This window comes from Anaerobiospirillum sp. NML120511 (assembly GCF_023050955.1).
Classification (GTDB): domain Bacteria; phylum Pseudomonadota; class Gammaproteobacteria; order Enterobacterales; family Succinivibrionaceae; genus Anaerobiospirillum.
Map to the genome: position 1 here is coordinate 61,312 of NZ_JALKIK010000013.1, position 26,122 is coordinate 87,433.

The window sequence follows — 26,122 nt, forward strand, 5'->3', positions numbered from 1 at the left end:
TATGGTTAATGACGTTAAAAATGATGCTCAAGAGCGCATGAAGAAGGCCGTGGATTCCCTGGGCAGCCGCCTGAACAAGATCCGCACCGGCCGCGCTCAGCCTGGCATTTTAGATGGAATCATGGTTGATTACTATGGTACTCCTACCCCATTACGTCAGGTAGCTCAGGTCAACGTTGAAGATGCCCGTACCTTAAAGCTCACCGTTTTTGATCGTAACGCCATCAAGGACGTTGAGAAGGCCATTCAGAAGTCTGAACTGGGTCTCAATCCGGTAGTAGCCGGTGTAGACATCCGCGTGCCTCTTCCTCCATTAACCGAGGAGCGCCGTAAGGACCTCGTCAAGATCGTCCGCGGTGAAGTTGAGCAGTCCCGTGTTGAAATTCGCAACGTACGTCGTGATGCCAACCAGTCCTTAAAGAACTTACAGAAGGACAAGTCCATCTCTGAGGACGAGCTCAAGTCCGGTGAAGATCAGATCCAGAAGCTGACCGATGCTGCCATCAAGCAGTGTGAGGACATCCTGGCTGATAAAGAAAAAGAGTTAATGGAAATCTAATTAGCTCTACAGCGATGCAAAAATTACTACAAACTGGCGAGGCAGCTGTGCCTCGCCATCTTGCTATCATTATGGACGGCAATGGACGCTGGGCAAAAAAGCGCGGCATGATGCGCCTCATGGGGCATCGCCAGGGCGCTCGGGCTGTCACGCGTACTGTAGAATTTGCTGCGTCTCTGGGCGTGTCTGTTCTTACCCTCTTTGCATTCTCTTCTGAAAACTGGAAGCGTCCACCTGAGGAAGTTTCAGGTCTGATGGAGCTCTTTGCCGCCGTTTTAAAAAGCGAACGCGACCGCCTCCACAAGAACAATATCAAAGTACGCTTTGTCGGTGATCTGAGCCGTTTTTCTGAAAAGCTCAGAAAGGCTGTAGCTGAACTTCAGCAGCTGACCGCCAGCAATACTGCCATGCAGCTCAATATCGCCATCAACTATGGCGGACGCTGGGATATTACCCAGGCAGCAAGATCTCTTGCTCTTGATCTCAGGGCTGGTCTTATTGCACCTGAGGACATTACCGAGCAGAGCATTCAGGAACGACTGACTGTACTTGATGATGTTGATTTGCTTATCCGCACCGGCGGAGAAAGCCGCATCAGCAATTTCCTGCTCTATCAGTGCGCCTACAGCGAGTTTTATGTATGTGAAGCTCTGTGGCCTGATTTTGATGAAGAGCAGATCAGATCAGCTGTTACCTACTTCAACTCACGCGAACGCCGCTTCGGCATGACCTCAGAGCAGGTCGCCACCCGCATTTAGCACAGCCACAGCAAATCATACACCCCGGCCCGGTCCAGACCTGCCATCCCCGCCCATCGCCCGGCGATCGCCCGGCCATACCAGCACATCGTCTGCTCATTCCCTGGTATGACCGGCTGTACCCGCCCATCGCCCGGCCACCCCACCATATCACTACAAAAGACCCAAATCTCCAACATTTCAGGCAGCACGCTAAGCGTGCGCCCAAGTACGCCTGCAAGTCACTGATCACTCCAATGCGGCACCTCTTCTGCCATGCCATACGTGCGCGGGCACGCTGTGCCTCAGCATCAACTCAGCTTAATTCAAAACTCAATTATCTTCAGTTCGATATTTCATCCCAACCTGACATAATTACTACCCGAAAATTGACTGTCAGACTAAGACCATTTACAAAATATTTTAGTAAAGCAATCATCAAACGATTTATTTCATGCAGATACATGTTTAGCTAATTATATGCTTTATAAAACATTATGATCTTTCATCATACACCGGGGAAAATAAGGACGAAGAGGTAATTCACAAAAGTTCAAAAAGTGTATCTATATTGACATATTTTCAGTCCAGAAATTTCTTATCGATAACGTTTACATTAACGCAGGAACAGGGTTTCTGTGTTTCTATGTAAACTTTATATGTAGTATCTATCACTGCCATACAAGTGTTTGTTTATGCTATATTTATATGCGGCCCTCTGTATAGATAAAAATATTCAGGCACCCCGTTAGGTCGCATAGAGACAAAGGCAATATCAAGCGATTGATGTTGCAACATTATGAGAGAGACAAAATGGCAGTATACGTAAACACTAATGTCAGCTCCTTAAACGGACGTAGATACCTCAACAACGTACAGAATCAGCTCACTACTACCTATCAAAGACTCAGTTCTGGCCTGAGAATTAACAGCGCCAAGGACGATGCTGCTGGTCTGCAGATATCTTCCAGATTAACCACTCAGATTAATGGTTTAAACCAGGGCAACCGCAACACTTCTGACGGTATTGCTCTTGCCCAGACCATCGAAGGTGGTATGGATGAAATTACCGGCATGCTGCAGAAGGTTCGTACTCTTGCTGTTCAGGCCAAGAACGGTACCAATACTGCTGAGGATCGCAAGGCACTCAACAAGGAGGCTACCTCTTTAATCTCCGAGATTAACCGTATTGCCTCAAGCACTACCTTTGGTGGTAAGACCGTCCTCGACGGCGGTGGCAAGGATACCGACATTTACGGTGCTGCAAATGGCAATGCCGGTAAGTTAACTCTCCAGGTAGGTGCAAACAAGGGCGATACCATTGATTTTGAAGTTAACTCCATGCGTCTTTCTGCTATGGCAGCTCTTGCCAACGTTACTTTTGCCGATATATGGGATGACGGTAACAGCACTGCGCTTTTAAGTGACGCAACCAAGATTGACGGCATCATTGAGGGTATGGACAAGCTGATTGGTGCTGTTGACAGCCAGCGTGCCGGCCTTGGCGCTTTACAAAATCGCCTTGAGTCCAGTATCCGTAACCAGGCAAACGTTTCTGCCAACCAGGCTGATGCCCGCAGCCGTATTCGTGACGCTGACTTCGCCGAGGAGTCTGCTAACCTGAGCCAGCAGTCCATCATTCAGCAGGCTGCTACCTCCATGCTGATGCAGGCTAACACCCGTCCACAGCTTGGTCTGTCCCTGTTAGGTTAATCGTCTTTTAAGCGAAACCTTTCTTATGTGAGCAAAACATGACAGCTCACAAATGTTCGGTTAACGCTCTCTAAAGCGTTTTACAGAATAATCGATGTCTTCTGTTACTGTGCAATAGCGTACACAACTCTGTACAAACAGTGGCAGAAAGGGCATATGAATCAGATTTAAAAGGTTTATTATGGCCGTATACGTAAATACAAACGTCTCAAGCTTAAACGGACGCAGATACCTCAACAACGTACAGAATCAGCTCACTACTACATATCAAAGACTCAGTTCTGGCCTGAGAATTAACAGCGCCAAGGACGATGCTGCCGGTCTGCAGATTTCCTCCAGATTAACTACCCAGATTAACGGCTTAAACCAGGGTAACCGTAACAGCTCCGATGGTATTGCTCTTGCCCAGACTGTTGAGGGCGGTATGGACGAAATTACCGGCATGCTGCAGAAGATTCGTACTCTGGCTGTTCAGGCTAAGAACGGTACTAATACTGCTGAAGACCGTACTGCTCTGTCTAAAGAAGCTACTCAGCTGGCACTTGAGGTAAATCGTATTGCTGAGCAGACCACTTTTGGTGGTAAGAAAGTTCTGGACGGTGCTGGTAATGATTCCCTTTTCGAGGCTGGTGCCGGTGACTGGGAAGGCAAGATGACTCTCCAGGTAGGTGCTAACAAGGGTGATACTATCGACTTCGCCGTTAATGGTATGAAGCTCTCCCAAATCGCAAGTATGGCAGGTATTGATGATGCCGGCTTTGCTGAAATCTTTGATGACAAGATTTTAATTGATGATGCTACCAAGATTGACGGCATTATCGAAGGCATGGACAAGCTCATTGCTGCTGTTGATGGTCAGCGTGCCGGACTAGGTGCGATACAGAACAGGTTAGAGAGCTCAATCCGAAACCAGGCTAATGTTTCTGCCAACCAGGCTGATGCCCGCAGCCGTATTCGTGATGCTGACTTCGCCGAAGAGTCTGCTAACCTGAGCCAGCAGTCCATCATTCAGCAGGCTGCTACCTCCATGCTGATGCAGGCTAACACCCGTCCACAGCTCGGTCTGTCCCTGTTAGGCTAATACCTGACTGACAGCTATCAGGAGCCATGGCTCCTGCAGATACGATAAAGCCTCCGGTTCGTTTGAGCTGGAGGCTTTATTCTTTCTGGAGATCTGTTTGCTGCCTGTATTTTGCGGATTCGTATTTCAGTGGTTGTCGGTTCGGGTGTTGAGCAGTCTGACGCCGGCGCCGGTCTGGTTATCGACTTCAACGGCGTTGTAGTCCATGAAAGTGTCGGGACGGGAGGGGAAGATAAAAGCGCGGTCTGCTGAGGCAAAGCTGCACAGTCGCCACTGATCGCTCAGGGGCAGGAGCTTGTCGCGGTCTTCGTTTTTGATAAAGGAGATAAGGTCAGCAATATTGTCCCGTGGAACCTTAATGCCCTGTGCAATCATGCGAGGCAGGTCATAGTCCCACCATTTAATCTCCAGCAGGTCACTGATTATCTCGTCCGGGAAACGGTATTTGAGGATGTGCTGAGAGCCTCGGCCATTGTTGTCAGGTCCTCCTACCACAATGGCATAGGGAGGCACGTCCTTGGTAATTACGGCATTGGTGCTGATTACAGCGCCATGACCAATGGTTACCGAAGCAGGTATGTTCACGTATGCTCCTATCCATACGTCATTTCCTATCGTGACCTCGTTATTCATGCCGCGTGCAATAAAGTCAGGGTCCTCTTCAGCTATCTCGCCTGAGTGGTCCATGAAAATCATATTTTTATAAAAGGCAGGGGAGGTGGTGAAGCGCTCATAATTGTGAATGCCCATGGCCATGTCGACATAATGGCCAATAGAGCAGTAGCGTCCAATAGTAGTGTTGGAAGCAACGCTGAAGCGCTCCATGTAGGAGTATGCGTCAATCTGGGTGCGCATTACTATGCAGTTGCTGGCCACATAGGCAGGGTTGCGAAAACGCAGATTGCGATCCACCATCACATTATTCTTAAGAGTCAGGCCTATGCCCTTAAATTTCTGGCGCAGGCGGTCTGAGGGAATAACAGGCTGAACAGGAACAATGGATGTCGACATAGGCAAATCCTCAGCCCGGCATGGCATCCGGACATGGGTACTCCTTAGTGTAGTTTGTTCTCATATGATGGCCTTCGCAGAGGCAGCCTCCCTGCGATCTCTGGCGGCGACAGGACTTGAGTATGGTGGGGATACCTTGCGGTAATCACTGGCTGCCATATCGTTAGGCACGGGCAGCAGGTAATGGCTGCAATAGTGTTAATCACGGGCTTCCATGGCGGTAGGCAAGGGCCTTCATGGCGGTGAGCAGGTGCCTCCATGGCGATCATCAGAGCGCCTTGGGCTGGGGCATGCTGTGGCAGCCGGTGATGCTGTAGCAGCATGGGATGTTACACGGCCAGGCGCATGCAAATGGCCTTGCCTGTCTTCTTGTCTACCTCTACTACGTTGTATTGCATAAAGGTGTCAGGCTCTGTTGGGAACATGTGCACAGTATTGTTGTCAGTGCAGGCAAGAAGGCGCCATGGAGAGGCCATCGGGATCAGCCTGTCACGGTCTTCGTTTTTGAAAAATGAGATTAAGCCCCTGATGTCAGTACGTGGTACATCAATGCCTTGGGCAATCATGCGAGGGATATCGTAATCCCACCAGTTGATCTCCATAAGGTCACTGATAATCTCGTCCGGGAAGCGGTACTTGATGATGCGCTGAGAGCCACGGCCATTATCGTCACTTCCGCCTACCACTACGGCGTATGGTGGCACGTCTTTGGTAATGACAGCATTGGTGCTGATTACGGCACCATGGCCAATTGTGACTGATGATGGAATCTTTACGTTTGCGCCAATCCAGACATCATTGCCGATAACGCTTCTGTTGAAAACGCCTCTTTCAATGTAGTCAGGGTCCTGCTCTGGAATGTTTCCTGAGTACTTCATGAAAAACATATTGTTATACAGGGCAGGTGTAGTAGAGAAGCGGTCGATATTATGTATTCCCATGGCCAGCTCCACGTAGTGTGCTATGGAGCAGTAACGGCCTATCTTTGTGTCTGCTGCTACAGAAAAGCGTCCCAGGTAGGAGTAGGAATCAATCTGACTGCCCATGACAATGCAGTTTTCGGAGATGTAGACCGGGGCACGAAAGCACAGGTTACGGGCCAGCAGTACGCCGTTTTTAATGTACAGTCCATGAGGCTCCAGCAGATTGCGTGTAGCCTCGCTTAGATTGACTGGTTTGACCGGGATAAGTTTGGACGCCATGTGATTTTCCTGAGTACAGGTTCTAAAACAAAACAGTGCGCCCATTATAAGAAAAGGTGCCGTGCAGATCAGCCCTGTGGCCGGTTGTCTTTCTGATTTTACAAACTGTGCTCACATAATATGTCGCGTGGTATGGTCATCAGCGTGGGCATGACGGAGGGAGTGCTGCTGCGGCTTCATGTGGTGATGCTGCGGCATAATGTAGAGTTTGCTGCCGCTTTATGCCAGTTTGCTGCGATCTTATGACTGGCTTGCAGCGGGCGGTGAGATGAATGGGATTTTTGCCGGTGTGGGGTGTGCCATAAATAACCGGTTTTGCTCATTGTTGTGTTACCATTGACGGATCGTTTTTGCGCGGCTGAGCCGCCAATGAATACATCACAGATAAGATTACAGACAGTTTTGAGGCCGGGCTCATATTATGAGCATCTGGCACTGCACTGATCCTCGCTGCAGTCGGATAATAGAGCGTGCCTGATACAGGAGCGCATAGCTTTGCCACTGCACTTGTCGTGTAAACGCTGTCAGGGAAATTTATTACAGCTGTACACCCATGCCCGGTTGTCCCGGGAGCGTGGCCCTGTGCCCTTTTGCGCAGAATGCGTGAATTGACAGGCCTGAGGGCTGGCAGGCGTGCTGGCCTGAGGTCGCTGGTGCGCGGGCCAGCATGCCTGCAGGCAGTCCCGCAGACATGCGGCGGGGGCAGCTGAGCGCTTTTTGACTTTAGGAACACTTTACTATGGGCGTTAGAATTGCCACAGGTTCAGTATTGATTGCCCTCGTGGTTGCATGGCTGTTCTTTGCAGACTATGCCATATTTACCATGGGTGCCCTGTTTATCTACATGGTGGCTGCTTACGAAATGGGCCCGCTGCTCAAATTCAGGAGCCGCATCCCTTTTCTGGTGGTCGCAGCCTGTGCCTCCACAACCATGTTCATTGTCGCCCCTCCTGGTGAGTACATAGTAAGTGGCGTGCCTGAATACATGAAGTATCTGGTAGTAGCCGGCCTTCCTTTCTGGGTACTGTCAGTATTTCTGGTCAAAAGCTATCCTGACAACACCAGCTGGCACAATAACAAGGTGCTCAACTGCATCTTTGCTTTGCTGATGCTGGTTCCTTTCCTGCAGGGTCTGCTGATTCTGCGTGCCACCAATTTTGCCAACAGTCCCAGTGAGGGAGCCTGGCTGGTTCTGTCAGTAATGGCCCTGGTCTGGGCATCTGACTCAGGCGCCTACTTCACAGGACGCACTCTGGGCAAGACAAAGCTCATGCCTGAGGTCAGTCCCAAGAAGACCTATGAAGGTCTCTACGGCGGTGTCGTGCTGGCAATAGTGGTTATGTATCTGGCAAAACATTACAGTTTTTATTCAGTTTTTGGCAATCATGAACTGGGCTTTCTTGCAGCGGCTTTCGGCGCCATCATCTTCTCTGTGTTTGGCGATCTGGTTGAGAGCATGCTAAAGCGCCTGACCGGCATCAAGGATTCGGGAAAGATCTTTCCTGGTCATGGCGGCATGCTCGATCGTATCGATTCTCAGCTGGCTGCCGTGCCTGTGTTTATGAGCCTGTACTGGTTAGTCAGCGGAGAACTTTTCCATGTCGCCAGCTAAAGATGGCAGCTGCTGCAGCTGTGACTGTCTCAGCTCAAGTCAGTCTTCCTCTGTACGCAGTGTTACCCTGCTTGGTGCTACCGGATCCATAGGTGATGCAACCTGCGATCTGCTGCGTCTGCATAAAGACAAATACAAGGTCCATGCTCTGGCTGCATCATCAAATGCTGCCAAGATGTTTGATCTTACTGCCGAGTTTGAGCCTGAGCGCGTCGCCATGAGCGATGAACACTCAGCAGAGCAGTTGCGTAAGATGCTTGAGGAGCGCCGTCCTGACCTTGCATCCAGGACTGACATTCTGGCCGGTGAGTCTGGTGTTATTGAGGTTTCCGGTGATGGCGGAGCTGATACCCTGGTAGGCGCTATTGTTGGTGCCGCCGGTCTCAAGCCGCTGCTGGCCGCCATTAAGACCGGCTGTCGCATCTGCCTTGCCAACAAGGAGGCTCTGGTCATGAGTGGCCAGCTCTTCTTTGACATGGCCCGCACCCACAAGGCTCTGGTCCTGCCTGTAGACAGTGAACACAGCGCCATTTTCCAGTGTCTGCCGGCAAGTGAACAGGTGCGTATGGGCTCATGTGATCTGGCTTCAACAGGTGTCAGCGAGATTCTGCTGACCGGATCAGGAGGACCTTTCCGTGACTGTGAGCTCAGCGCCTTAAAGGATGTGACCCCGGCCATGGCCATCAATCATCCTGTCTGGTCCATGGGCCCAAAGATTTCAGTAGATTCAGCCACCATGATGAACAAGGCCCTTGAGTACATCGAGGCCCGCTATCTGTTCAATGCTTCAGTAGATCAGGTCAAGGTCATTGTCCATCCTCAGTCCGTGATTCACTCCATGGTGTCTTATGTCGATGGCGCAGTAATGGCCCAGCTTGGTCAGCCAGACATGAAGACACCTATTGCTCATGCCATGGCATGGCCACAGCGTATGGATGCCGGAGTCAAAGCCCTTGATTTCACCTCTGTGGGCTCTCTTACCTTCCGTGAGCCGGATCGTGAGCGCTACCCTTGCCTGTTTATGGGTATGGAGGCCAGCACCAGCGGTCAGGCAATGACCACAGCCTTAAATGCGGCCAATGAGGTTGCTGTGGCCTCATTCTTAAGTGGCAGGCTTTCCTTTATTGGCATAAGTGAGACTGTAGATCATGTCCTCAACAGCATCAGCGGCTCCAGTGCCTATGAGCTCGAGGAGATCCTGGCTGTAGACAGTCAGGCCCGCAGCCTTGCAGAATCCTTTGTAGCCTCCCGCTCATAAAATATGGTCAGAGGCAGAGCTGTAATATTCAGCCATACGGCCTCAAGAGATGAGTGCTTAAGCTCAAGTGCGCAATATCAGACCCGATATCGCAAGCATGCGATATCGGGTCTGTGCTTATTGAAGCAAAACATGGTGCCAACATCCCGAAAATATCAGAGTTTTGCTCATGTTGTGGCGCATACCGTGCATTTTGTGCACAATACTTGTGAACTGCATTAGTGCAGGCCATGCTTGATACAGTGCTCTATTGGTGCGAAAGCCCTGTATTTTGTAGACTACTGACACAGGTTCCACAAAAAGTTCAGATCTTTTGTCCTGCAGACTGATCTTTTCACATATTATCTGTCGCAGTATGTCTTGAATTTTATGTGCTCAAAACGTCCCGTTTAACTTCCCCTGAACCAGCTCAGGCACGAGTTTATCAGCTATGTAAGCTGTGTCAGTGCCTGGAAAGCAGTCATGAGTGCAGGTACATCTGCCTGCATGTTCAAGTTGCTGCTTTCATAAGCAGTTAAATGTATGAATCAATGAGCTCATGAAAGCATCAGTGCCCGGGAGCACGGTGTAATAGTGAAAGAAAGTATTTGTCATTAGTGCATCATTGCCATGGTGCATCAATGAAACAGTGAATGAAGCATGAAGGAAAAGGGTTACGGTTACACTGCAGCTCCAGATCAGTTGCAGCATCAGCTGTTATGGCTCAGGTCCTGATATGGCACTGTAAACACCCTTTGAGTACAGGATATATTCAGCCTGTCAGTCTGCCCTGTATTTTCATCTCTGCAGGCGTTACCTGGAGCAGACCTGTGCCATTTATGCCTGACGCTGGCCGCCAGGTTCAGCCCTGGCCGGGACCTGGGCATGAGGTGCGTCCTGGCTTGCCTTGCTGAGTGGACCGGGATGCTTGAATAATGGCTGTCGCCTGTGCGGCTGACTTCTGGCTGTTGACTTCTGGCTGTGATGCTGGCTGCTGGGGGCCATTGAGGGCAGCTTGCTGACCGGGGCAAGGATTGCCTTGACCATATCCATATCCTTTTTCATTTCCTTAGAGTTTGCCATTGCGTTAGCGTTACTTACTGGTGATTGTATGTCTATAAAAATGTCAATTAAGCGCCTGTCAGCTGCTCTTGCTCTGACTTTCAGCGCTGCTGTGGTCTCAACTGCCTGGTCGGACCCCCTGTCACGAGCACCTGAAGACAATCTGATCTTCGCCAGCTCTACAGAGCCGGTCGGTCTGGATCCGGCTCTCATAGATGACACTGAGTCAGGCTCCATGGTTGCCAATATTTACGAGTCTCTGCTGCGCTTTAAGTCAGGAACTACTGAGCTTGAGCCATCTCTGGCTGAAAAGTGGGAAATCAGTCCTGACGGCCTTACCTACACTTTCTATCTGCGCAAGGGCGTCAAGTTCCACGACGGTACCCCGTTTAACGCTGAGGCTGTCAAATTCAACTTTGACCGTCAGTCCCGTGAGAACATGACCCCGCAAATGGCATCCTATGCTCCTTTTGTCTTTGGCAGCGTGCGAAAGACCGAGGTTATAGACGAACACACTGTTAAGGTCAGCCTTGACAAGACTCTGACTCCTTTCCTGCGTAACATGGCTATCTGTTACGCCGCTCCTATTGCCTCACCAACAGCACTGCGCAAGTACAACTACAGCCTGATGAGCAATCCTGTAGGCACTGGTCCATACCGTCTTGTCTCATGGGACAAGGGGCAGCAGCTCGTGCTGACCACCTTTGATGATTACTGGGGCCCAAAGCCTGATGTGCAGAATGTTATCTACCGCATCATGAAGGACACATCTGCCCGTGTAGTAGCTCTTAAGAATGGTGAGGTGGACATCATCAACGGTATTGATGCCAACGTCATCGAGCACATCAGGGAAGGCGGTGGCCAGATTTATGAAAATGAAGGCAATAACATCAATTACATGTTGCTCAACTGCCGTAAGGGCCATCCTACAGCCGATCTTGAAATACGTGAGGCCATAGTCCAGGCCATCAACCGTCCTGAGCTGGTCAAGTCTCTGTATAAGGGCTACGCCACCTTTGCTGACTCTTACTTCCCGACCTTTATGACCGGCTATACCCCTGATGCCAAAGTCATAGGCTATGATCCTGCGGCCGCACGTAAGACCTTTGCGAAGAAAGGTACCAAGAAGCTGCGTATTTTCACTTACTCCAACTCACGCTTCTACAACACAGCAGGCGGACAGGTACTGGCTGAAGCTGTGCAGTCTTATCTGCATAAGGCCGGCGTCAAGTCGGAGATCTCAGTATTTGACTGGGCCACTTTCCGCAGCAAGCTCCTGACCGACTCATGGGATATCTGCTTTATGGGATGGAGCGGAGATAACGGTGATCCTGATAACTTCATCAACATCTACTCCAGCACTGATCCTGTATCCAATCAGGGCCTGTGGATTAACCAGGAGTTTATCAGTCTTATTAACGAAGCCGTTCATGTACCTGACGGCAAGGTGCGCACCAGTATGTATGAGCGCGCTAACGACATCATGGCTGAAGATGCCGGTGTGGTTCCTATCTCCCATGCCAAGGAGCTGGCTGCTCACAGTCCGGGCATTTCAGGCCGTATCTACGACATGAACGTGGTCTACTTCAAGAATATCTCCAAGAAAGTTGTTCCGGCTGCTCTGCCTGCCCCGGCCGCTGATCCTTCGACTGCCCCTGCCTCTGAGTCTGCAGATGCAGCCACTGAGGCAGCCGATGGCGCTGCCGCCGAAGTCGAAGCTGCGCCAGCAGCAGGTGATGCTGCCTGATATGCATGCTCTCGCGCTGCATCTGGCATGCAGTGCCGGTAAGCGCGGCCATGACTGGCTGTCATAACTGAGGGCTGTCCCAAAGCAGGGACGGCCCTCTGTCGTTACTGAGCTCTGCTCCCGGGCTGTACTGCGGCAGCCATGAGGCCATGCCTTTCAAAGCATGGCATGGCTGCATGCTCACCTTGCCTTGAAGGACAGGGGCTCAGGCTCATGGGGTGGCCGGTTGTGACTGCCGGCAGTGCGCTCCGGGATGAATGGCTTTGTCACCTTTTGTGTCATGTGGATCATTTTGTGGTCAAACTGTTCTAAAATATCGTTTTTTAGCCGTTTTTTAGCCTGTCCGTGCCTTTAGTAGGAGATAACATGACATCGGCCCTGTGGAACATACTTTTCTTTATCATTTCCCTGGGAGTTCTGGTTGCCATTCATGAGCTTGGCCACTTCCTTGCTGCCCGCCGATTTGGCGTCAGGGTCTATCGTTTTTCCATTGGCATGGGACCGGTAATCTACAAACGCAGGATGAAAAGCGGCACCGAATTTGCCATTTCCGCCATTCCCATGGGCGGTTACTGCTCCATGAAGGGCGAGGGCGATGACAGGAACGCACCAGGCGCTCCGGCCGACGAGGTGCAGCCAAAGGCAGCATCGGCATCCGCCGGTGGTCGCGCCGCTGGCGGTGCCGCCGATGAGGGCGGCGTCGGGGCCGGTAGCGGGGCCGGCGCAGGGAGCGGCGCCGGTGCCGTGTCTGGTGGTGATTTCTGCTTTGACCCGTCTGGCGAGGGCAGGGTCAGCCGCTCTGATGGCTCTGAGGATGACAACTCAGCCTGGAGTCAGGAAATGCGTGAGCAGGCTCTGGCCCTTGGACAGGGGCAGGGCAAGGCGACTGGCGGGGCTGATGGCGCTGCCGATAGCGCCGCCGTCGGCGCTGACGGTAACGCTATGTATGATGAGGATTCCTTTGCAGCCAAGACCGTAGGGCAGCGCGCCATGATTGTGGCAGCCGGACCGGTATTTAACATTGTGCTGGCCGTGGTGCTCTATACAGCCATGAACATGCTGGGCATCAGATATCTGCTGCCTGTGGTCGGGGCCGTGGCTCCTGATACTCTGGCCTCAGCTGCCGCCCTGCGTGATAACGATCTTATTCGCAGTGTCGACGGTACTGAGGTGCGCGGCTGGAATGATGTTATCTCCGAGCTGATGACCCGTGCAGGTTCTTCAGTGCAGATGGAAGTGGCTGGCGACCTTGGCAGGGGACAGGTTCGTACAGTAGAGCTTGATCTGAGCTCGGTGCGTTTTGGTCCGCGTGATGACACTTTTGGCCAGATTGGTTTTCAGCCATCTCAGGGCAGGGTCTCTGAGGGGCTGACCATTATCAAGCCTGATTCACCTGCTGATATTGCCGGTCTTAAGGTGGGCGACCGTATTGTAGCCATCAATGGTCAGACCATGCCTAACTGGTTTACCGTAACCCGCACCATTGCCGCCTTTGAGGGCGGAAGCATGGAAATTGAGGTGGTACGTGACGGCCGCCATATGAGCTTTACTGTAGTCCCGGAGCTCGTCTATGACAAAAACACCGGCCAGCAGCGTCAGATTGTGGGCTTTGGTGTGGAGGTCAGCCATATTCCTGAGCTGGTCAATACCGTGCAGCACGGTCCTGTTGATGCCCTGACCAATGCCATAGCCGAAACCGGCCGTATGAGCATGCTTATTCTGGAGGGCGCCCGTCAGATGATTACCGGCGCTCTGAGCACGGAAAATATTTCAGGTCCTATCACCATTGCCCGTGGTGCCGGCGTCATGGCTCAGATTGGACTTTCCAACTTCCTGTGGTTTATGGCCACGCTCTCGGTTAACCTCGGTATTCTCAACCTGCTGCCGGTACCGGTGCTTGATGGCGGCCAGCTGGTTTTTCTGACTTATGAGAAAGTTACCGGCCGCAGACCTAATGTGCGCCTGCAGCGTATCCTTACTGCAGCTGGTATGGCCATACTGTTATCTCTGACAATGTTAGCTATTTTTAATGACATAGCGTCGCTTTAAGTTAAAATAGTTGAATTTGCTCAAGCAGGACTTGTTGTCCACATTGCCTCAGCACGCAGTGTTCACTGTTTTACACGCGCCCTGAGGTCAGGACCGGTCCCATGGCAGGGCCGGTTCAGACAGGACTGAGTGCAGCCTGCCTGTGCCTGTTTTCCATTTTTTTTGTGCATCACTCACAGTCAGATTGTGGCTGCATACCCAGGAGGTTCCGGCCTCAATATGGTGCAGTCTCAACTTTCTGACAGATGCAGGTTATTGCAGCCCCGAGCAGCTGCCCGTTTTAAGATTGGGTTCAAGATGTCAACTGATAGAAAGCACTATAAAGGATCACTCTTAACAGGACTTGCCTTAGGCGTCATGGCCGCTCTGGCTCCTCACGTCTATGCTGCACCGCAGGCAGGTCCCAATGCTGGTGCTCAGCTCAATGGAACTGTGATCCAGGATATCAGAGTTCGTGGTTTAAACCGTGTCAGTCTGGGTGCAGTGCTGCTTGCTCTGCCGGTACGTCAGGGTGACGTACTGACCCGCGACCGTGTTGCTCTGTCCATGAAGCGTCTGTATGCCACTGGAAACTTCTCCGATGTAGCACTTTCTCTGGACGGCAATACTCTGGTGGTTGATGTCACCGAACTGCCTACCATCGGCTCTGTTACCTTTGCCGGTAATGAGCAGATTCAGGAAGAAGCTCTGCGCAACGTAGTTGAACAGCAGGGCCTGCGTCCTGGTGAGCCTGTCAATGTTCAGACCCTGCGTCAGATTGAGCAGAGCCTCATCGATTTCTATCACTCAGCCGGTATGTATCAGGCTGAGGTCAAGACTGTAATGACCAACCTCCCACGTAACCGTGTTGAGGTAAAGATCCAGTTCTATGAGGGCAAGGCTGCCGCCATCGAGCAGATCAACATCGTAGGTAACAAGGCTTTTGCCGAAGATGTGCTCGTATCCCAGCTGCAGCTGCGTGACGACGTCCCATGGTGGAACGTGGTTGCCAACTCCCGCTACGATGCCCAGAAGTTCAATGCTGATCTTGAGACTCTGCGTTCTTATTATCAGGATCGCGGCTACGTGCGTTTCAGTGTTGACTCCACTCAGGTTTCCATTACTCCTGACAAGAAGAGCATGTACCTGACCATTGCCGTAACCGAGGGCGACAAGTACACCATCGGCAACTGCAAGATCATGGGCGATACCCTCAAGTACGGCAGTGAAATGCAGCAGCTGATTTCCCTGCAGAAGGGCAGCACCTATTCAGCCCGTGAGGTTACCCTCAACGAAAAGACCCTGGCCAGCTACCTGGGCAAGTTCGGCTACGCCTACTCCAAGGTAACTGCCGTTCCTGAGTTCGACGAGAAGAACAAGGTAGTAAATCTGACCTTTATGGTTGAGCCAGGTCAGCGCGTTTATGTAACCAGTGTTAACATCACCGGTAATACCCAGACCAACGACACTGTTATCCGTCGTGAAATCAACCAGATGGACCAGACCTGGCTGTCCAATGAGGCCATTGAGGCATCCAAGACCCGCCTCAACCGTACCGGCTTCTTCGAGACTTCCGACATCACCACCCGCCGTATTGGCACCTCAGGTGATACTGTAGCTCTTGATACCAAGGTCAAGGAGCAGCCAACCGGCTCCATCCAGGGCGGTGTTGGTTTCGGTACTTCATCAGGCTTCATGATTCAGGCCGGCATTTCCCAGAGCAACGTATTTGGCTGGGGTACCAAGGCCAATCTGAGCGCCTATCAGAATGACTTCCGTGAGCACGTAGAGCTGGGCTACACCGATCCATACTGGTCTGTAGATCAGATCTCCCTTGGTGGCCGTATCTACTACGATAACTTCCACGGTGATGATGCAGACGTTGTTTCCTACGACAACGAGTCCATCGGTGCTGACATCAGCACAGGTTATCCAATTACCGATAACGTATACATTACCTACACTCTGGGTATCCAGAAGATGAGCATCAAGTCCAACAAGTTCTTCCTGCAGGCTGTGGACTTCTGGCGTACCTATGGTGAGGGTGATCTGTCCAACGACTTCCTCAACTACACATTCAAGATTAATCTCAACCGTAACAACCTGGACCGCAGCGTATTCCCAACTGCCGGCTCCCGTCAGAGTATGACCCTGTTTACTACTCTGCCAAAGGGTTCTGACCTGCAGTACTACAAGGCTGACTTCCAGACCTTCCATTACTTCCCTATGAATGAGAATCACGACGTGATCTTCTCCGTTCGTGGCCGTGGTGCCTACGGTAATGGTTACGGTACCGTAGATGGCATGGATCAGAAGCTGCCATTCTTTGACAACTTCTACCTCGGTGGTGACCAGTGGTTACGCGGCTTTAAACGCAACTCCGTAGGTCCTCGTGCTCTGTACCCTGAGGGCAGCAGCATCCGTATCGACGATGATGACAACATGGGCGGTAACGCTTTGTGGGCTCTGTCTGCCGAGCTGATTGTTCCAACCCCATTTATCTCTGAGGCTTATAAGAATCAGGTTCGTACCTCTGTATTCCTTGATGCCGGTGCCCTGTGGGATACCAATTCAAGCGAATACACCAAAGGCTTTACCGGTGCACCTGACTACAGCAGCCCATCCAATTACTCCGCTGCAGCTGGTGTGTCCGTTACCTGGATGTCTCCAGTCGGTCCTCTGTCCTTCTCCGTGGCTCGACCAGTCAAGGAGCAGGATGGTGACGACAGCCAGTTCTTCAGCTTTGACATCGGCGGCCGCTTCTAAGCAACTGCCGTCTTAAGCTAAAAGGGCCCGGGGCGGAATACTGCTCCGGGCTCTGATCTGTATATCAGGGCTCTGAGTTCCCTCACCTGACCTGCTGCCTGGGCTGCTGCATTTGCTGCATCCCTGGCGGCAGGCACGGCCATCGCGGCCCATCAGGCGGCCATAAGGCGGCCATAAGGCTGCCCTGGCTGCAATGCGGCTGCATTGTCTCATGGCGGCCATGGATCTGTCATAAGTTACAGCCAGGTGTGAGGGTATATGCTAATTGACAGCGCAAGCGCTCATAGCCTGTACGGATTTGTCACTGATGATGCCGCCGGCACAGCCTTGCAGACGGTTATCAGATTCAATGGAAAATTTGTGATGTTAAAGAAAGTTTTACTTGCCTCTGCCTTAAGCGTTGCCTTACTGGGCGCTTCAGCTACCTCCGTAATGGCCGCTCCAGCTGCCAAGACCCCAACCATTGCCGTTATCAACCTGCCTTTAATCATGACTGAGATTCCTCAGGCCAAGGATGTTGAAAAGACTCTGGCCAAGGAGTTCTCCAAGCGTGAGCAGGATCTGCAGAAGCTCCAGCAGAAGGGCACCCAGCTTGGTCAGGACATTAATGCCGGCAAGTACAAGGGCAATGAGCTGGTCAACAAGCAGCGTGAAATCGCCCAGTTACAGGCTGAGTTCCAGTTAAAGGCCCGTGCCCTGCAGGAAGATCAGCAAAAGCGTATTCAGGAAGAAAACCGCAAGCTGGCCGTAGCTGTACAGAAGGCCATTGATGCCATCGCTCAGGAGCGCAATATTGACCTGGTTTTACGTGGTGAGGGCATTGCCTACACCATCGACTCTCTGGACATCTCCAGCGACGTTATCAAGCGCGTTTCTGACGCCGCCAAGAAAAAGAAGTAACAGCTGCTGTAACCGGCCATAAGACTACCGTCCACGCACAGATACCTGTGTCGGACCCTGTGCCCTTGCGCAGGCTCGGGGCTTTGCCATAGCGCAGTGCCCCCGGGCAAAGTTCAGGCACTGTGACCCGGGGCAAAGCCCAGGCACTGTGACCCTGGGCAAAGCCCCGGCACAATACCAGTGCAGGGCAGTCCGGGTAGCGTTCAGCGGCTGCCGCAGGCAGCTGACAGAAAGCCTGGTTTTCTGTCTGATAACAGGGGACGGACTCCTGTTGACAGGTTACTGTCCTTTGTTGAGGGGCTCCGGGTAGCATCATTATGATGTCTGCCGGAGCCTCTTTAGTATGCGCTTTGCGTAAGATTGCATTTGGACAGCCGTATGCTGCGGCTGATTTCCCCCTGATGAGGTTTGAGTCATGTTAGTAAAGGATATAGCCGCACAGTTAAACGCTGAGTTTACCGGCAATGGTGAGCTTGATATTGCCCGCGTGGCAAATCTCAAGACAGCCGGCCCTGATGAAATCAGCTTCCTGTCTGATGTCAGATACCGTGACGTGCTTGAGACCACTGCAGCCGGCTGTGTCATGGTCAAGCCTGAGTTCAGGGAGCATGTCAAAGGTACTGCTCTGGTTCTTGCTGACCCTTATCTGGGGTTTGCCCGTGTGGCTCAGATGCTTGATACTACTCCGGCCATTGCAAAGGGCATTCATCCAGCTGCCTTTGTTGAAGAGGGCGCAAAGCTGGGCAATAACGTAAGTCTTGGCCCTCACGTGGTTATCAGCGCCGGTGCTGTTATCGGTGATAACGTGCAGATCGGTGCCAACTGCGTCATCGGCCCTGAGGCTGTTATCGGCGACAATACAAAGCTCTATCCGGGCGTAAGCGTCTACCACCACTGTGTCATAGGCAATAACTGTCTGATTCAGTCCGGTACCGTTATCGGCTCTGACGGCTTTGGCTATGCCAATGACAAGGGTACCTGGGTAAAGATTCCTCAGTCAGGCCGTGTTGTCATTGGCGACTTTGTCGAAATCGGCGCCAATACCTGTATTGACCGTGGTGCTATCGATGACACCATCATTGAGTCCAATGTCATCATCGACAATCTCTGTCAGATTGCCCATAACGTAAAGATTGGCTTTGGCACCGCCATCGCAGGCGGAACCACCTTTGCCGGCTCAGTAACCATTGGCAAGTTCTGTATTATTGGCGGAACCTCAGTATTCAATGGCCACATTACCATTGCAGACCAGGTAACCATTTCCGGTATGTGTATGGTGATGCGCTCCATTGAGGAAAAGGGAGCAACCTATTCCTCTGGCATTCCGGCCCAGACCAACAGCGAGTGGCGCCGCACTGCTTCACGCGTGCTGCACATCAACGACATGTACCGTCGCATGATGGATCTGGAAAAAGAGGTCAAGGCCCTCAAAAATAAGGACTGATCCCACACCGCTGTGCCGGCCCGCCGCGCCTCCTGCAGGCATGGCTGGGCAGCACGACGGGGAGACACTTCGCGCAGCGCAGCTGCTGACCTCATGATTCAGGGGCTGACTGGCCATATGGCTTGTCAGCCCCTGAACTTTCAGGGCCGGTCATCCCGGTCTCTGGCCGGACTGGTCCTTTAGTTGACCGGCCATGGCAGTTCCCTGGCATGATGCTCTGAGCTCATCCCGGGCGGCGGGCCAGCAGGGGGCCCGGCGGGGCCTTTATTCGCGGGATCTCCATTTTTCGGGCCCAAAAAATGATATGATATTGGGCGCTTGTCTGGCCATTAATTCAAGTATTGCCCCGACAGGCCTATCGCACCCGGCAGTGGCACTGACCTGAGGGTCACAAAAGACAGGGACAGTCATGTTTCCTGCTGACCGCCGGTGGTGACGTACCTGATATGTTCAGGCACCGTCATCAGGCAACACCAGGTTGCCCACCCGCAGCAGCTTTCATGCAGCCGTTTCAACAGGCGCAGTCTGCTGGCAGTATGCAGCACTCTCACGTAGAAACCGGCACGGGCTGGACTTGTCTGACGGGGAGATCACTGGTGTATAGCGCCAGCTGTCTGATGGATTTGATGACTAACAAGGTGGATTCAAGTGACATCTAGTAACGAGAACAATGAAAAGAAGACCTTAAACGTTGAAGAGATCATGGAGCTCTTACCACATCGTTATCCTTTCTTAATGATTGACAAGGTCGTCGACTACTCCATTACTGAGGAGCACAAGACCTTAAAGGCCATCAAGAATGTCACTTTCAATGAGCCTTACTTCCAGGGACACTTCCCTGGCAAGCCAATTTTTCCAGGCGTGCTGATTCTCGAAGCCATGGCTCAGGCCACCGGCGTTCTTGCTTTCACCATGGTGGGCAAGCCGGAGCCAGGTGAGCTTTACTACTTTGCCAGCGTTGATAACGCCCGCTTCAGAAGACCTGTAGTTCCTGGTGATCAGCTGGTTCTGGACGTTGAGTTCTTCAAGGAAAAGCGCGGCATTGCCAGCTTCAAGGGTGTAGCCACAGTAGACGGAGAGGTTGTCTGCTCTGCTGATTTAATGTGTGCCAAGGTACGCAGCTAGGCTAAACCTGATCTGCATTCCCTCCCGGAGCTCAGGTGCCATACTGATATCTGGTCAGGGGCTTTGAGTACAGGCAGCTGTGTTTGCCCGTCCTGCCCTTTGCCATAATGATGTTCAGGCAGCCATTGAGCGGTGCTTAGCGTTTGACTGGCCCCCTGTCTCCGGTCTTTGCTGTTAAGGGAATGCTGATATTAGTACCTGCATCTGCGGGATCGCGCATTTAAGAGAGGATGTCTCCATGGCTCAAAACGAAGCTGCAGGCTCTCCAAAGAGCGAGGGCTTAACCGGTACCAATGCCTACCCGCTGGTTCATACCCATGAGGGCCAGCCTCAGATTGCCGGGTCTGCTCAGATAGCAGACAGTGCCCTTATCCGGGGCAAGGCTGTTATCGGCGAGAATGTGGTCATAAAGGATCACGTCATTATCGAGGGTGAGGTAACCATCGGTGATGGCTGTGTTATCGAGCCTTTCTGTGTTTTCCGTGGTCCAAGTGTCATAGGCTGCAACAATCACTTCTTCCAGTTCTGCTCCATTGGCGAGGCCTGCCAGGATCTCAAGTACAAGGGTGAAGCCACTACTTTGACCATTGGCGATAACAACACCTTCCGTGAGCACTGCACCGTACATCGCGGTACTGTTCAGGGACTCAATGAGACCCGCGTTGGCAATGACAATCTCTTTATGGTCAATGCCCACGTAGCGCACGACTGCATCATTGGCAGCAACTGTATTTTTGCCAATAACGCCACTCTGGCAGGTCACGTGGAGATTGGCGATTACGTAATCTTTGGCGGTCTTTCTGCCATTCACCAGTTTGGCCGCGTAGGATCCCACGCCTTTGTTGGCGGTATGGCTGCCCTCAACATGGACGTTCCTCCTTACGTTATGGCAGCCGGTCACTATGCCCGTGCCCGTGGTATCAACTCTGTAGGTCTGGCCCGCCGTGGCTTCTCAAGCTCTGCCATTGCAGCCATCAAGAAGGCCTATATGACCATTTACCACAAGCATCTGACCATTGAAGAAGCCATTCCTGTGCTTGAGGAAATTGCAGCTGCTGAAAGCGCCGTACAGCCACTGCTGGATTTCGTAAAGAAAAACGGTCGCGGCATCGTCCGCTAGCCATTCAGTCCAGCTGGTGCTCAAGAAGGCTCCAGTCTCTCAGAGGCAGCTTGCCCTGTGGCTGGAGCCTTTTCGTTTTCCGCTCCTTTATGCGGCCCCAGCCCGCTCTGCGGGCCGGCGCGGCTGCAGGGAGCCTCATGGCTCTGCCTTAATGACCGGGCCCCCAGGATGGGCCAGGTTAAAACACTTTAGCCACTGTCCTTTACTTATATATTCGATTTCATGCGTCTTAGCATCTTTCCTGGCCCCTGAATTTCACCTCACTCATGTCAGGAACCCGGTCAGCTGCCGCTTCTGCGCTGCCGGGCAGCGATGGGCCCGTGCAGGCGCCTGCTGCAAGGCTGTCGCCGCGCATGCTGCGCCAGAACAGCCCAGGCAAATGAGCGGTCAGACCAGCAGCCAGGCTGCATGTCATGACCTGTGGCCAGGCTGCAGCCCGCCTCGGGCCAGGTCCAGCCAGGGCCACGGCCGTCCAGCCAGGGCCCATGCCGTCCGGGCCAGGTCCGGCCAAGCCTGGGCCACGGACGGCAAGGGGCCGGACCCGGGGCCATTATTCCAGGCCAGGACTAAGCAATCCAGGTTAGTATTTGCCAGACTGTACGTGTACTGAGCGTGACTGCGCACTAGTGCGCTTTTTTCGATAGGATTCCCTTTAATGTCTGACTCAAATTTCAATCCCCACCTGTATGCCATTATCGCCGGTGAAGTATCTGGTGATACCCTGGGTGCGGGCTTGATGAAGGCCATTTTGCGCCACGATCCCAAGGCCAGATTTATCGGCATTGGCGGTGAGAAGATGGCGCAGTGCGGCATGAAGTCCGCTTTTGACATGAAGGAACTGTCGGTAATGGGCATTTTTGAAGTAGCTGCCCGTGCTGTGCCTATTTTAAAAATCCGCTCTGCCATTACCCGCATGCTCATCAAAGAGCGTCCCTGCGTCATGGTGGGTATTGATGCCCCTGACTTCAATCTTTACGTTGAGGCAAAGCTCAAGAAAGCCGGCATCCGCACCATTCATTATGTCAGCCCTTCAGTATGGGCCTGGCGCGAAAAGCGTATAGTCAAAATCAAGGCTGCCTGTGAAGAAGTGCTGGCCCTCCTGCCTTTTGAAAAAGAATTCTATGATCGCCATGACATGCCCTGCACCTATGTAGGACATACTCTGGCCAATTCCATTCCTGTTGATATCGATCAGGCTACTGCCCGTGAGCGCTGCTCTTTGTACAAGAACTGTGTCGACGGAGTCAGTGCCCGCGTGCTGGCTATTCTGCCAGGCTCACGCAGGGGCATTATTACCCGCATGCTGCCAATCTATGCCCGTACCGCAGCCATGCTCCACGAAAAGATGAAGGACATTACCTTCATTACCGTAGCCCCGGATCGTCAAATCGCTCTGCTCATCAAGGACATCTGGCTCGAAAACTGTCCTAATCTGTCCCTTACCGTCTTTGTAGGCAATACCCAGGATGTGATTGCCTCGGCCGATGCCGCCCTTTTAACCTGCGGCACCATTGCCTTTGAGGCCATGCTCCTCAAGTGCCCAATGGTAGTGGCCTACCGTGTATCAGCTCTGACTGCCGCCATTGCCCGTGGCATGCTCAAGGTAAGCATGTACTCTCTGCCAAATCTGCTGGCCAAAAGAGAGATAGTCAAGGAGATGATTCAGGAAGACTGCACTCCTATCAAGCTTACCCATGAGTGCATACGTCTGCTGACCTCTGACAATGTGCTGATGAAAAAGGAATTTACAGCACTTCATGAGAGCATTCGCGTCAACACCGATGAGCTGGCCGCCCGTGCCGTAATCCGCGTTGCTACCCGCGACCGCGAAACCCTGGCTCTGGCCCTCAAGAAAACCGATACCGCGCTTACAGCCAAAGAGCCTGAACTTGAAACTCTGGCCCTTACCAATTCAGCTATCCGCCTGCCATCCCCTGACAAAAAGGACGATGCAGCCACAGGCGCGGCTGCTTCTTCCGGCACCGCCGCAGCATCTGCTGATGCAGCCGGCAACGCAGGCGCCTCCGGCACCACCGTCGCTACCGGCGCCTCCGGTGGCGATGCCAAAAGCTCTGCGATCGTCGCAGCAGCTACAGGCACAGCTTCAGTGGTATCAGGAACCATTTATGGCCATGGAGACGAAGAGCGCTTCCTGACCATGACTGCTCCTGTAATCGCCATTGCATCTGGCTCATCTGCACCGGTGTCCCTTACCGATGCCGCAGCTGATGCTGCCCGCTCACAGTCAGAAGCACAATCAGCCTCATCTTCGGCATCAGGCAGCTCCGCTGCCTCGAGCTCTGATGAGGACGGGCAGCAGGCCAGCTCAGGAAGTGCATCAGCTGATGATGCAGCTTCAGGCAAGGGCAAGAAGAACAGGCGCAAAAAGCGCAAGGGCAAGGACAGCAAGGCCGAGCCTGACTCAGGCAGTACATATGACTCCGCCAGCGCATCTGACTCGGCCAGCACTGCTGCCGCTGTCAGCTCCGCAGCCTCCGCCAGCACCGACGCTGCAGTATTAGACAATCAGGCCGCTGTTCCAGATGCGACAGCTGCGGCCGCCACTGCCTCTGCTGCCAGCGGTGCAGCAGCTGATGCCGCCCCGGAAAAGGCCGTGGGGCCGTCAAAGGGCGCACAGTTAGCTCAGGGACTGGCTGGCATTGCTTCGAGCGTGGCCGGTGGGGTATCCAGTGCCGGTCAGTCTTTCATGGGTTCACTGCGCTCCTTTGCCAAAACCATGCGTGAGCGCAAGGCTGAGCGCGATGTGATTAAGGCTGAGCGCGCTGCTGAAAAGGCTCGTCTGGCCGCTGAGAAAAAGGCCCGTGAAGCAGCCGAAGCTGCAGCCCGTGCCGAGGCAGAGGCTGAGGCTGCTGCCCTCGCTGCCGCCGCTGCCCGTGAAAGTGCCGCCGCCGTTGCCACAGCTCAAACCGGTTCAGCCGGTGCCGGCAGTGTCCAGATTACCGATATTTCAGCAAGCTCAGTAAAGGCCAGTGTCGCAGACGCCGCCATCAGCAAGCTTGAAATCAGCTCTTCTGATGGCTCTGAGCACAAGTCAGCATCAGCCACCGCAGGCGTCTCTGCATCAGCTACCGCAGACGCTTCTGCATCAGATGCAGCCACATCGGCCACTGATGCTGCAACTTCAGCCTCATCAGGCTCACGTGGCAGCGATGCCTCAGGCTATCGTGACTTCCTTGACCGTACCCGCACTGCCAGTGTGGATCATAAGGACAGCAAGAGCCTGAGCAGCGCTCACAAGACTGATATTTCTGACGTTGCCCGTGGCTATGACAGCAAGGACAGCTCCGGGTCAGGCAAGTCTCTGTTCAGAACCACTGCCCAGAGCGCAGAAAGCTCACTGCGCAGCAGCCGCGACAGCGAGAGCTCCCGTAACAGCCGTGACGCACGCGACAGCTCCCGCAGCAGCCGCGACAGTCGCAGCTCACATGACAGTCGCAGCTCACGTGACAGTGAGCGCAGCAGCCGCACTGAGGATCGCAAAGAGCGCAGCAGTCGCAGTGATCTGTCATCCCGTCGCAGCTCCTCTGGTGATGACTACACCCGCACCAGCTTCTACGACAGCCGTGACATCATCAAGAGCAGCGGCTATGACAACAGCATTTCCGGCTCTTACTCAAGCACAGCCGGCAGCAGCATCAGCAGCTCATTTTCGTCATCAGACAGCTCACTGGGCAGTTCCTACGGATCGGCCCGTGTCAGCTCTTATGACAATCGTGACGGATCTGGTGGTGCATGGACCAGCCGCGACAATTTCACTGACTCCATTACCGGAGGCGGCTCCTACAGCACCAGCAGCCTGACCCGTGACAGCGGCAGCCGCTCGGCCCGCGACTCACGTGATTCATCACGTCGCGACAGCACACGTGACAGCCGTGACTCCGGTCGTTCCTGGGAGAGCCGCTCTTCGCGCGACAGCCGTGATACCCGTGACAGCCGCAGCTCCAGCCGCGACTCCAGCCGCGACTCCGTACGCGATCGCGACCGTGAGCGCGACAGTCGCAGCAGCTCTCGCTCATGGGAGCGTGACTCCAGCCGTACGGACTCTCGCAGCTCACGAGATCGTGACAGCCGCAGCACCACTGCAGGCAGCTCCTCCAGTTCCTGGCGCGACAGCTCCCTGACCCGCAGCTCAGGCAGCCGATCAGCACCAGGCAGTTATCAGGACCGCCAACTGACCCGCTCCACCAGCTCAAGGGACAGCAGTCGTGACTCTGACGAGCTGGGAGGACGCGGAGGTCGCCGCAAGAACTCCGATGTAATCAAGCGCATCACCGACCGCTAAATAAAGAGGGGCTGAATCACTGCCGTGGTTCAGCCCCTTTGCACTTCATAACCGCCACCAGGACCCCAGGCCATTGCCAGGACCCGAGACCATTGCCATGGTCCAGGGCCATTGCCAGGACCCGAGACCATTGCCATGGTCCAGGGCTATTGCCTGGCCCTGAACCTGCCCATGATCCTGGTCCTGCCCCATGATTATGGCCGGGCCCCATGATACTGAGCAGGCCCGTATGGGCCAGTCACTTGTGGTCTGGCCATGTTGTCAGATTAGGGGCATATGGGATAATGGGGCTTTGAATATCAGCCGCCCGCCAGTGCATGATGCAGCACTGCATCAGCTGGTTATACTGCCAGGCGGCGGGGCGGCGTCAGTCATTATTGATTTATTATCAGGAGCACAACATGGCCAGAAGCAAACGTGATCGCAGTGATGAGTTTGATGCCTCCATGGGAGACCTGCTGGCTAATGCCTCAGT

16 protein-coding genes are annotated in these 26,122 nt (G+C 53.3%); 14 read left to right on the plus strand and 2 right to left on the minus strand.

Features of this window, described 5'->3' with window-relative positions:
• Position 1: 1 nt before the first annotated feature.
• The 4 genes from frr (at position 2) to MXE39_RS05435 (ending at position 4,090) form a co-directional block, all read left to right on the plus strand.
• The gene (gene frr / locus MXE39_RS05420; protein WP_246977659.1) at positions 2 to 559 is read left to right on the plus strand and encodes a ribosome recycling factor; all 558 of its coding nucleotides are present in this window, start codon (positions 2 to 4) and stop codon (positions 557 to 559) included.
• A 14-nt stretch (positions 560 to 573) separates the two neighbouring features.
• On the plus strand, positions 574 to 1,317 hold the full coding sequence (gene uppS, locus MXE39_RS05425; protein ID WP_246977660.1) for a polyprenyl diphosphate synthase: 744 nt from the start codon (positions 574 to 576) through the stop codon (positions 1,315 to 1,317).
• Positions 1,318 to 2,109: 792 nt separating this feature from the next.
• A complete protein-coding gene (locus tag MXE39_RS05430) occupies positions 2,110 to 3,009 on the plus strand; it encodes a flagellin (protein ID WP_246977661.1) in 900 nt (299 codons plus the stop codon).
• A gap of 181 nt (positions 3,010 to 3,190) precedes the next feature.
• The gene (locus tag MXE39_RS05435) at positions 3,191 to 4,090 is read left to right on the plus strand and encodes a flagellin (RefSeq protein WP_246977662.1); all 900 of its coding nucleotides are present in this window, start codon (positions 3,191 to 3,193) and stop codon (positions 4,088 to 4,090) included.
• Between the two features lie 126 nt (positions 4,091 to 4,216).
• Here the strand turns inward: MXE39_RS05435 and MXE39_RS05440 are convergent, their stop codons facing one another.
• Positions 4,217 to 5,101, minus strand: a complete 885-nt coding sequence (locus MXE39_RS05440; RefSeq protein ID WP_246977663.1) for a CatB-related O-acetyltransferase — start codon at positions 5,099 to 5,101, stop codon at positions 4,217 to 4,219.
• Between the two features lie 329 nt (positions 5,102 to 5,430).
• A complete protein-coding gene (locus tag MXE39_RS05445; RefSeq protein ID WP_246977664.1) occupies positions 5,431 to 6,303 on the minus strand; it encodes a CatB-related O-acetyltransferase in 873 nt (290 codons plus the stop codon).
• A gap of 739 nt (positions 6,304 to 7,042) precedes the next feature.
• Here MXE39_RS05445 and MXE39_RS05450 point away from each other — a divergent pair.
• The 10 genes from MXE39_RS05450 (at position 7,043) to lpxB (ending at position 25,647) form a co-directional block, all read left to right on the plus strand.
• Positions 7,043 to 7,915 carry a phosphatidate cytidylyltransferase gene (locus MXE39_RS05450; RefSeq protein ID WP_246977665.1) on the plus strand — a complete coding sequence of 291 codons (873 nt, stop codon included), beginning with the start codon at positions 7,043 to 7,045 and terminating at the stop codon, positions 7,913 to 7,915.
• Complete coding sequence (gene ispC / locus MXE39_RS05455) at positions 7,902 to 9,173, plus strand: 1-deoxy-D-xylulose-5-phosphate reductoisomerase (protein WP_246977666.1); 1,272 nt, start codon at positions 7,902 to 7,904, stop codon at positions 9,171 to 9,173. Before MXE39_RS05450 ends, ispC begins: the two co-directional genes overlap by 14 nt.
• 1,090 nt (positions 9,174 to 10,263) lie before the next feature.
• The gene (locus MXE39_RS05460) at positions 10,264 to 11,961 is read left to right on the plus strand and encodes an ABC transporter substrate-binding protein (RefSeq protein WP_246977667.1); all 1,698 of its coding nucleotides are present in this window, start codon (positions 10,264 to 10,266) and stop codon (positions 11,959 to 11,961) included.
• Positions 11,962 to 12,327: 366 nt separating this feature from the next.
• Entirely contained in the window at positions 12,328 to 14,010 is a 1,683-nt protein-coding gene (rseP, locus tag MXE39_RS05465) for an RIP metalloprotease RseP (RefSeq protein ID WP_246977668.1), read from the plus strand.
• A gap of 297 nt (positions 14,011 to 14,307) precedes the next feature.
• Positions 14,308 to 16,755 (plus strand): outer membrane protein assembly factor BamA, encoded by a 2,448-nt coding sequence (bamA, locus tag MXE39_RS05470; protein WP_246977669.1) that lies wholly within the window; start codon positions 14,308 to 14,310, stop codon positions 16,753 to 16,755.
• A 363-nt stretch (positions 16,756 to 17,118) separates the two neighbouring features.
• The gene (locus MXE39_RS05475; protein WP_246977670.1) at positions 17,119 to 17,655 is read left to right on the plus strand and encodes an OmpH family outer membrane protein; all 537 of its coding nucleotides are present in this window, start codon (positions 17,119 to 17,121) and stop codon (positions 17,653 to 17,655) included.
• A 415-nt stretch (positions 17,656 to 18,070) separates the two neighbouring features.
• A complete protein-coding gene (lpxD, locus tag MXE39_RS05480; protein WP_246977671.1) occupies positions 18,071 to 19,099 on the plus strand; it encodes a UDP-3-O-(3-hydroxymyristoyl)glucosamine N-acyltransferase in 1,029 nt (342 codons plus the stop codon).
• A 648-nt stretch (positions 19,100 to 19,747) separates the two neighbouring features.
• Positions 19,748 to 20,224 carry a 3-hydroxyacyl-ACP dehydratase FabZ gene (fabZ, locus tag MXE39_RS05485; protein WP_348647438.1) on the plus strand — a complete coding sequence of 159 codons (477 nt, stop codon included), beginning with the start codon at positions 19,748 to 19,750 and terminating at the stop codon, positions 20,222 to 20,224.
• A gap of 238 nt (positions 20,225 to 20,462) precedes the next feature.
• Positions 20,463 to 21,344, plus strand: a complete 882-nt coding sequence (gene lpxA, locus MXE39_RS05490) for an acyl-ACP--UDP-N-acetylglucosamine O-acyltransferase (protein ID WP_246977672.1) — start codon at positions 20,463 to 20,465, stop codon at positions 21,342 to 21,344.
• A 655-nt stretch (positions 21,345 to 21,999) separates the two neighbouring features.
• Complete coding sequence (gene lpxB, locus MXE39_RS05495) at positions 22,000 to 25,647, plus strand: lipid-A-disaccharide synthase (RefSeq protein ID WP_246977673.1); 3,648 nt, start codon at positions 22,000 to 22,002, stop codon at positions 25,645 to 25,647.
• Positions 25,648 to 26,122 lie beyond the last annotated feature (475 nt).

Coding starts and splice junctions, on each gene's coding strand:
- frr (WP_246977659.1), top strand. CDS start 2: ATGGTTAATGACGTTAAAAATGATGCTCAAGAGCGCATGAAGAAGGCC.
- uppS (WP_246977660.1), top strand. CDS start 574: ATGCAAAAATTACTACAAACTGGCGAGGCAGCTGTGCCTCGCCATCTT.
- MXE39_RS05430 (WP_246977661.1), top strand. CDS start 2,110: ATGGCAGTATACGTAAACACTAATGTCAGCTCCTTAAACGGACGTAGA.
- MXE39_RS05435 (WP_246977662.1), top strand. CDS start 3,191: ATGGCCGTATACGTAAATACAAACGTCTCAAGCTTAAACGGACGCAGA.
- MXE39_RS05440 (WP_246977663.1), bottom strand. CDS start 5,101: ATGTCGACATCCATTGTTCCTGTTCAGCCTGTTATTCCCTCAGACCGC.
- MXE39_RS05445 (WP_246977664.1), bottom strand. CDS start 6,303: ATGGCGTCCAAACTTATCCCGGTCAAACCAGTCAATCTAAGCGAGGCT.
- MXE39_RS05450 (WP_246977665.1), top strand. CDS start 7,043: ATGGGCGTTAGAATTGCCACAGGTTCAGTATTGATTGCCCTCGTGGTT.
- ispC (WP_246977666.1), top strand. CDS start 7,902: ATGTCGCCAGCTAAAGATGGCAGCTGCTGCAGCTGTGACTGTCTCAGC.
- MXE39_RS05460 (WP_246977667.1), top strand. CDS start 10,264: ATGTCTATAAAAATGTCAATTAAGCGCCTGTCAGCTGCTCTTGCTCTG.
- rseP (WP_246977668.1), top strand. CDS start 12,328: ATGACATCGGCCCTGTGGAACATACTTTTCTTTATCATTTCCCTGGGA.
- bamA (WP_246977669.1), top strand. CDS start 14,308: ATGTCAACTGATAGAAAGCACTATAAAGGATCACTCTTAACAGGACTT.
- MXE39_RS05475 (WP_246977670.1), top strand. CDS start 17,119: ATGTTAAAGAAAGTTTTACTTGCCTCTGCCTTAAGCGTTGCCTTACTG.
- lpxD (WP_246977671.1), top strand. CDS start 18,071: ATGTTAGTAAAGGATATAGCCGCACAGTTAAACGCTGAGTTTACCGGC.
- lpxA (WP_246977672.1), top strand. CDS start 20,463: ATGGCTCAAAACGAAGCTGCAGGCTCTCCAAAGAGCGAGGGCTTAACC.
- lpxB (WP_246977673.1), top strand. CDS start 22,000: ATGTCTGACTCAAATTTCAATCCCCACCTGTATGCCATTATCGCCGGT.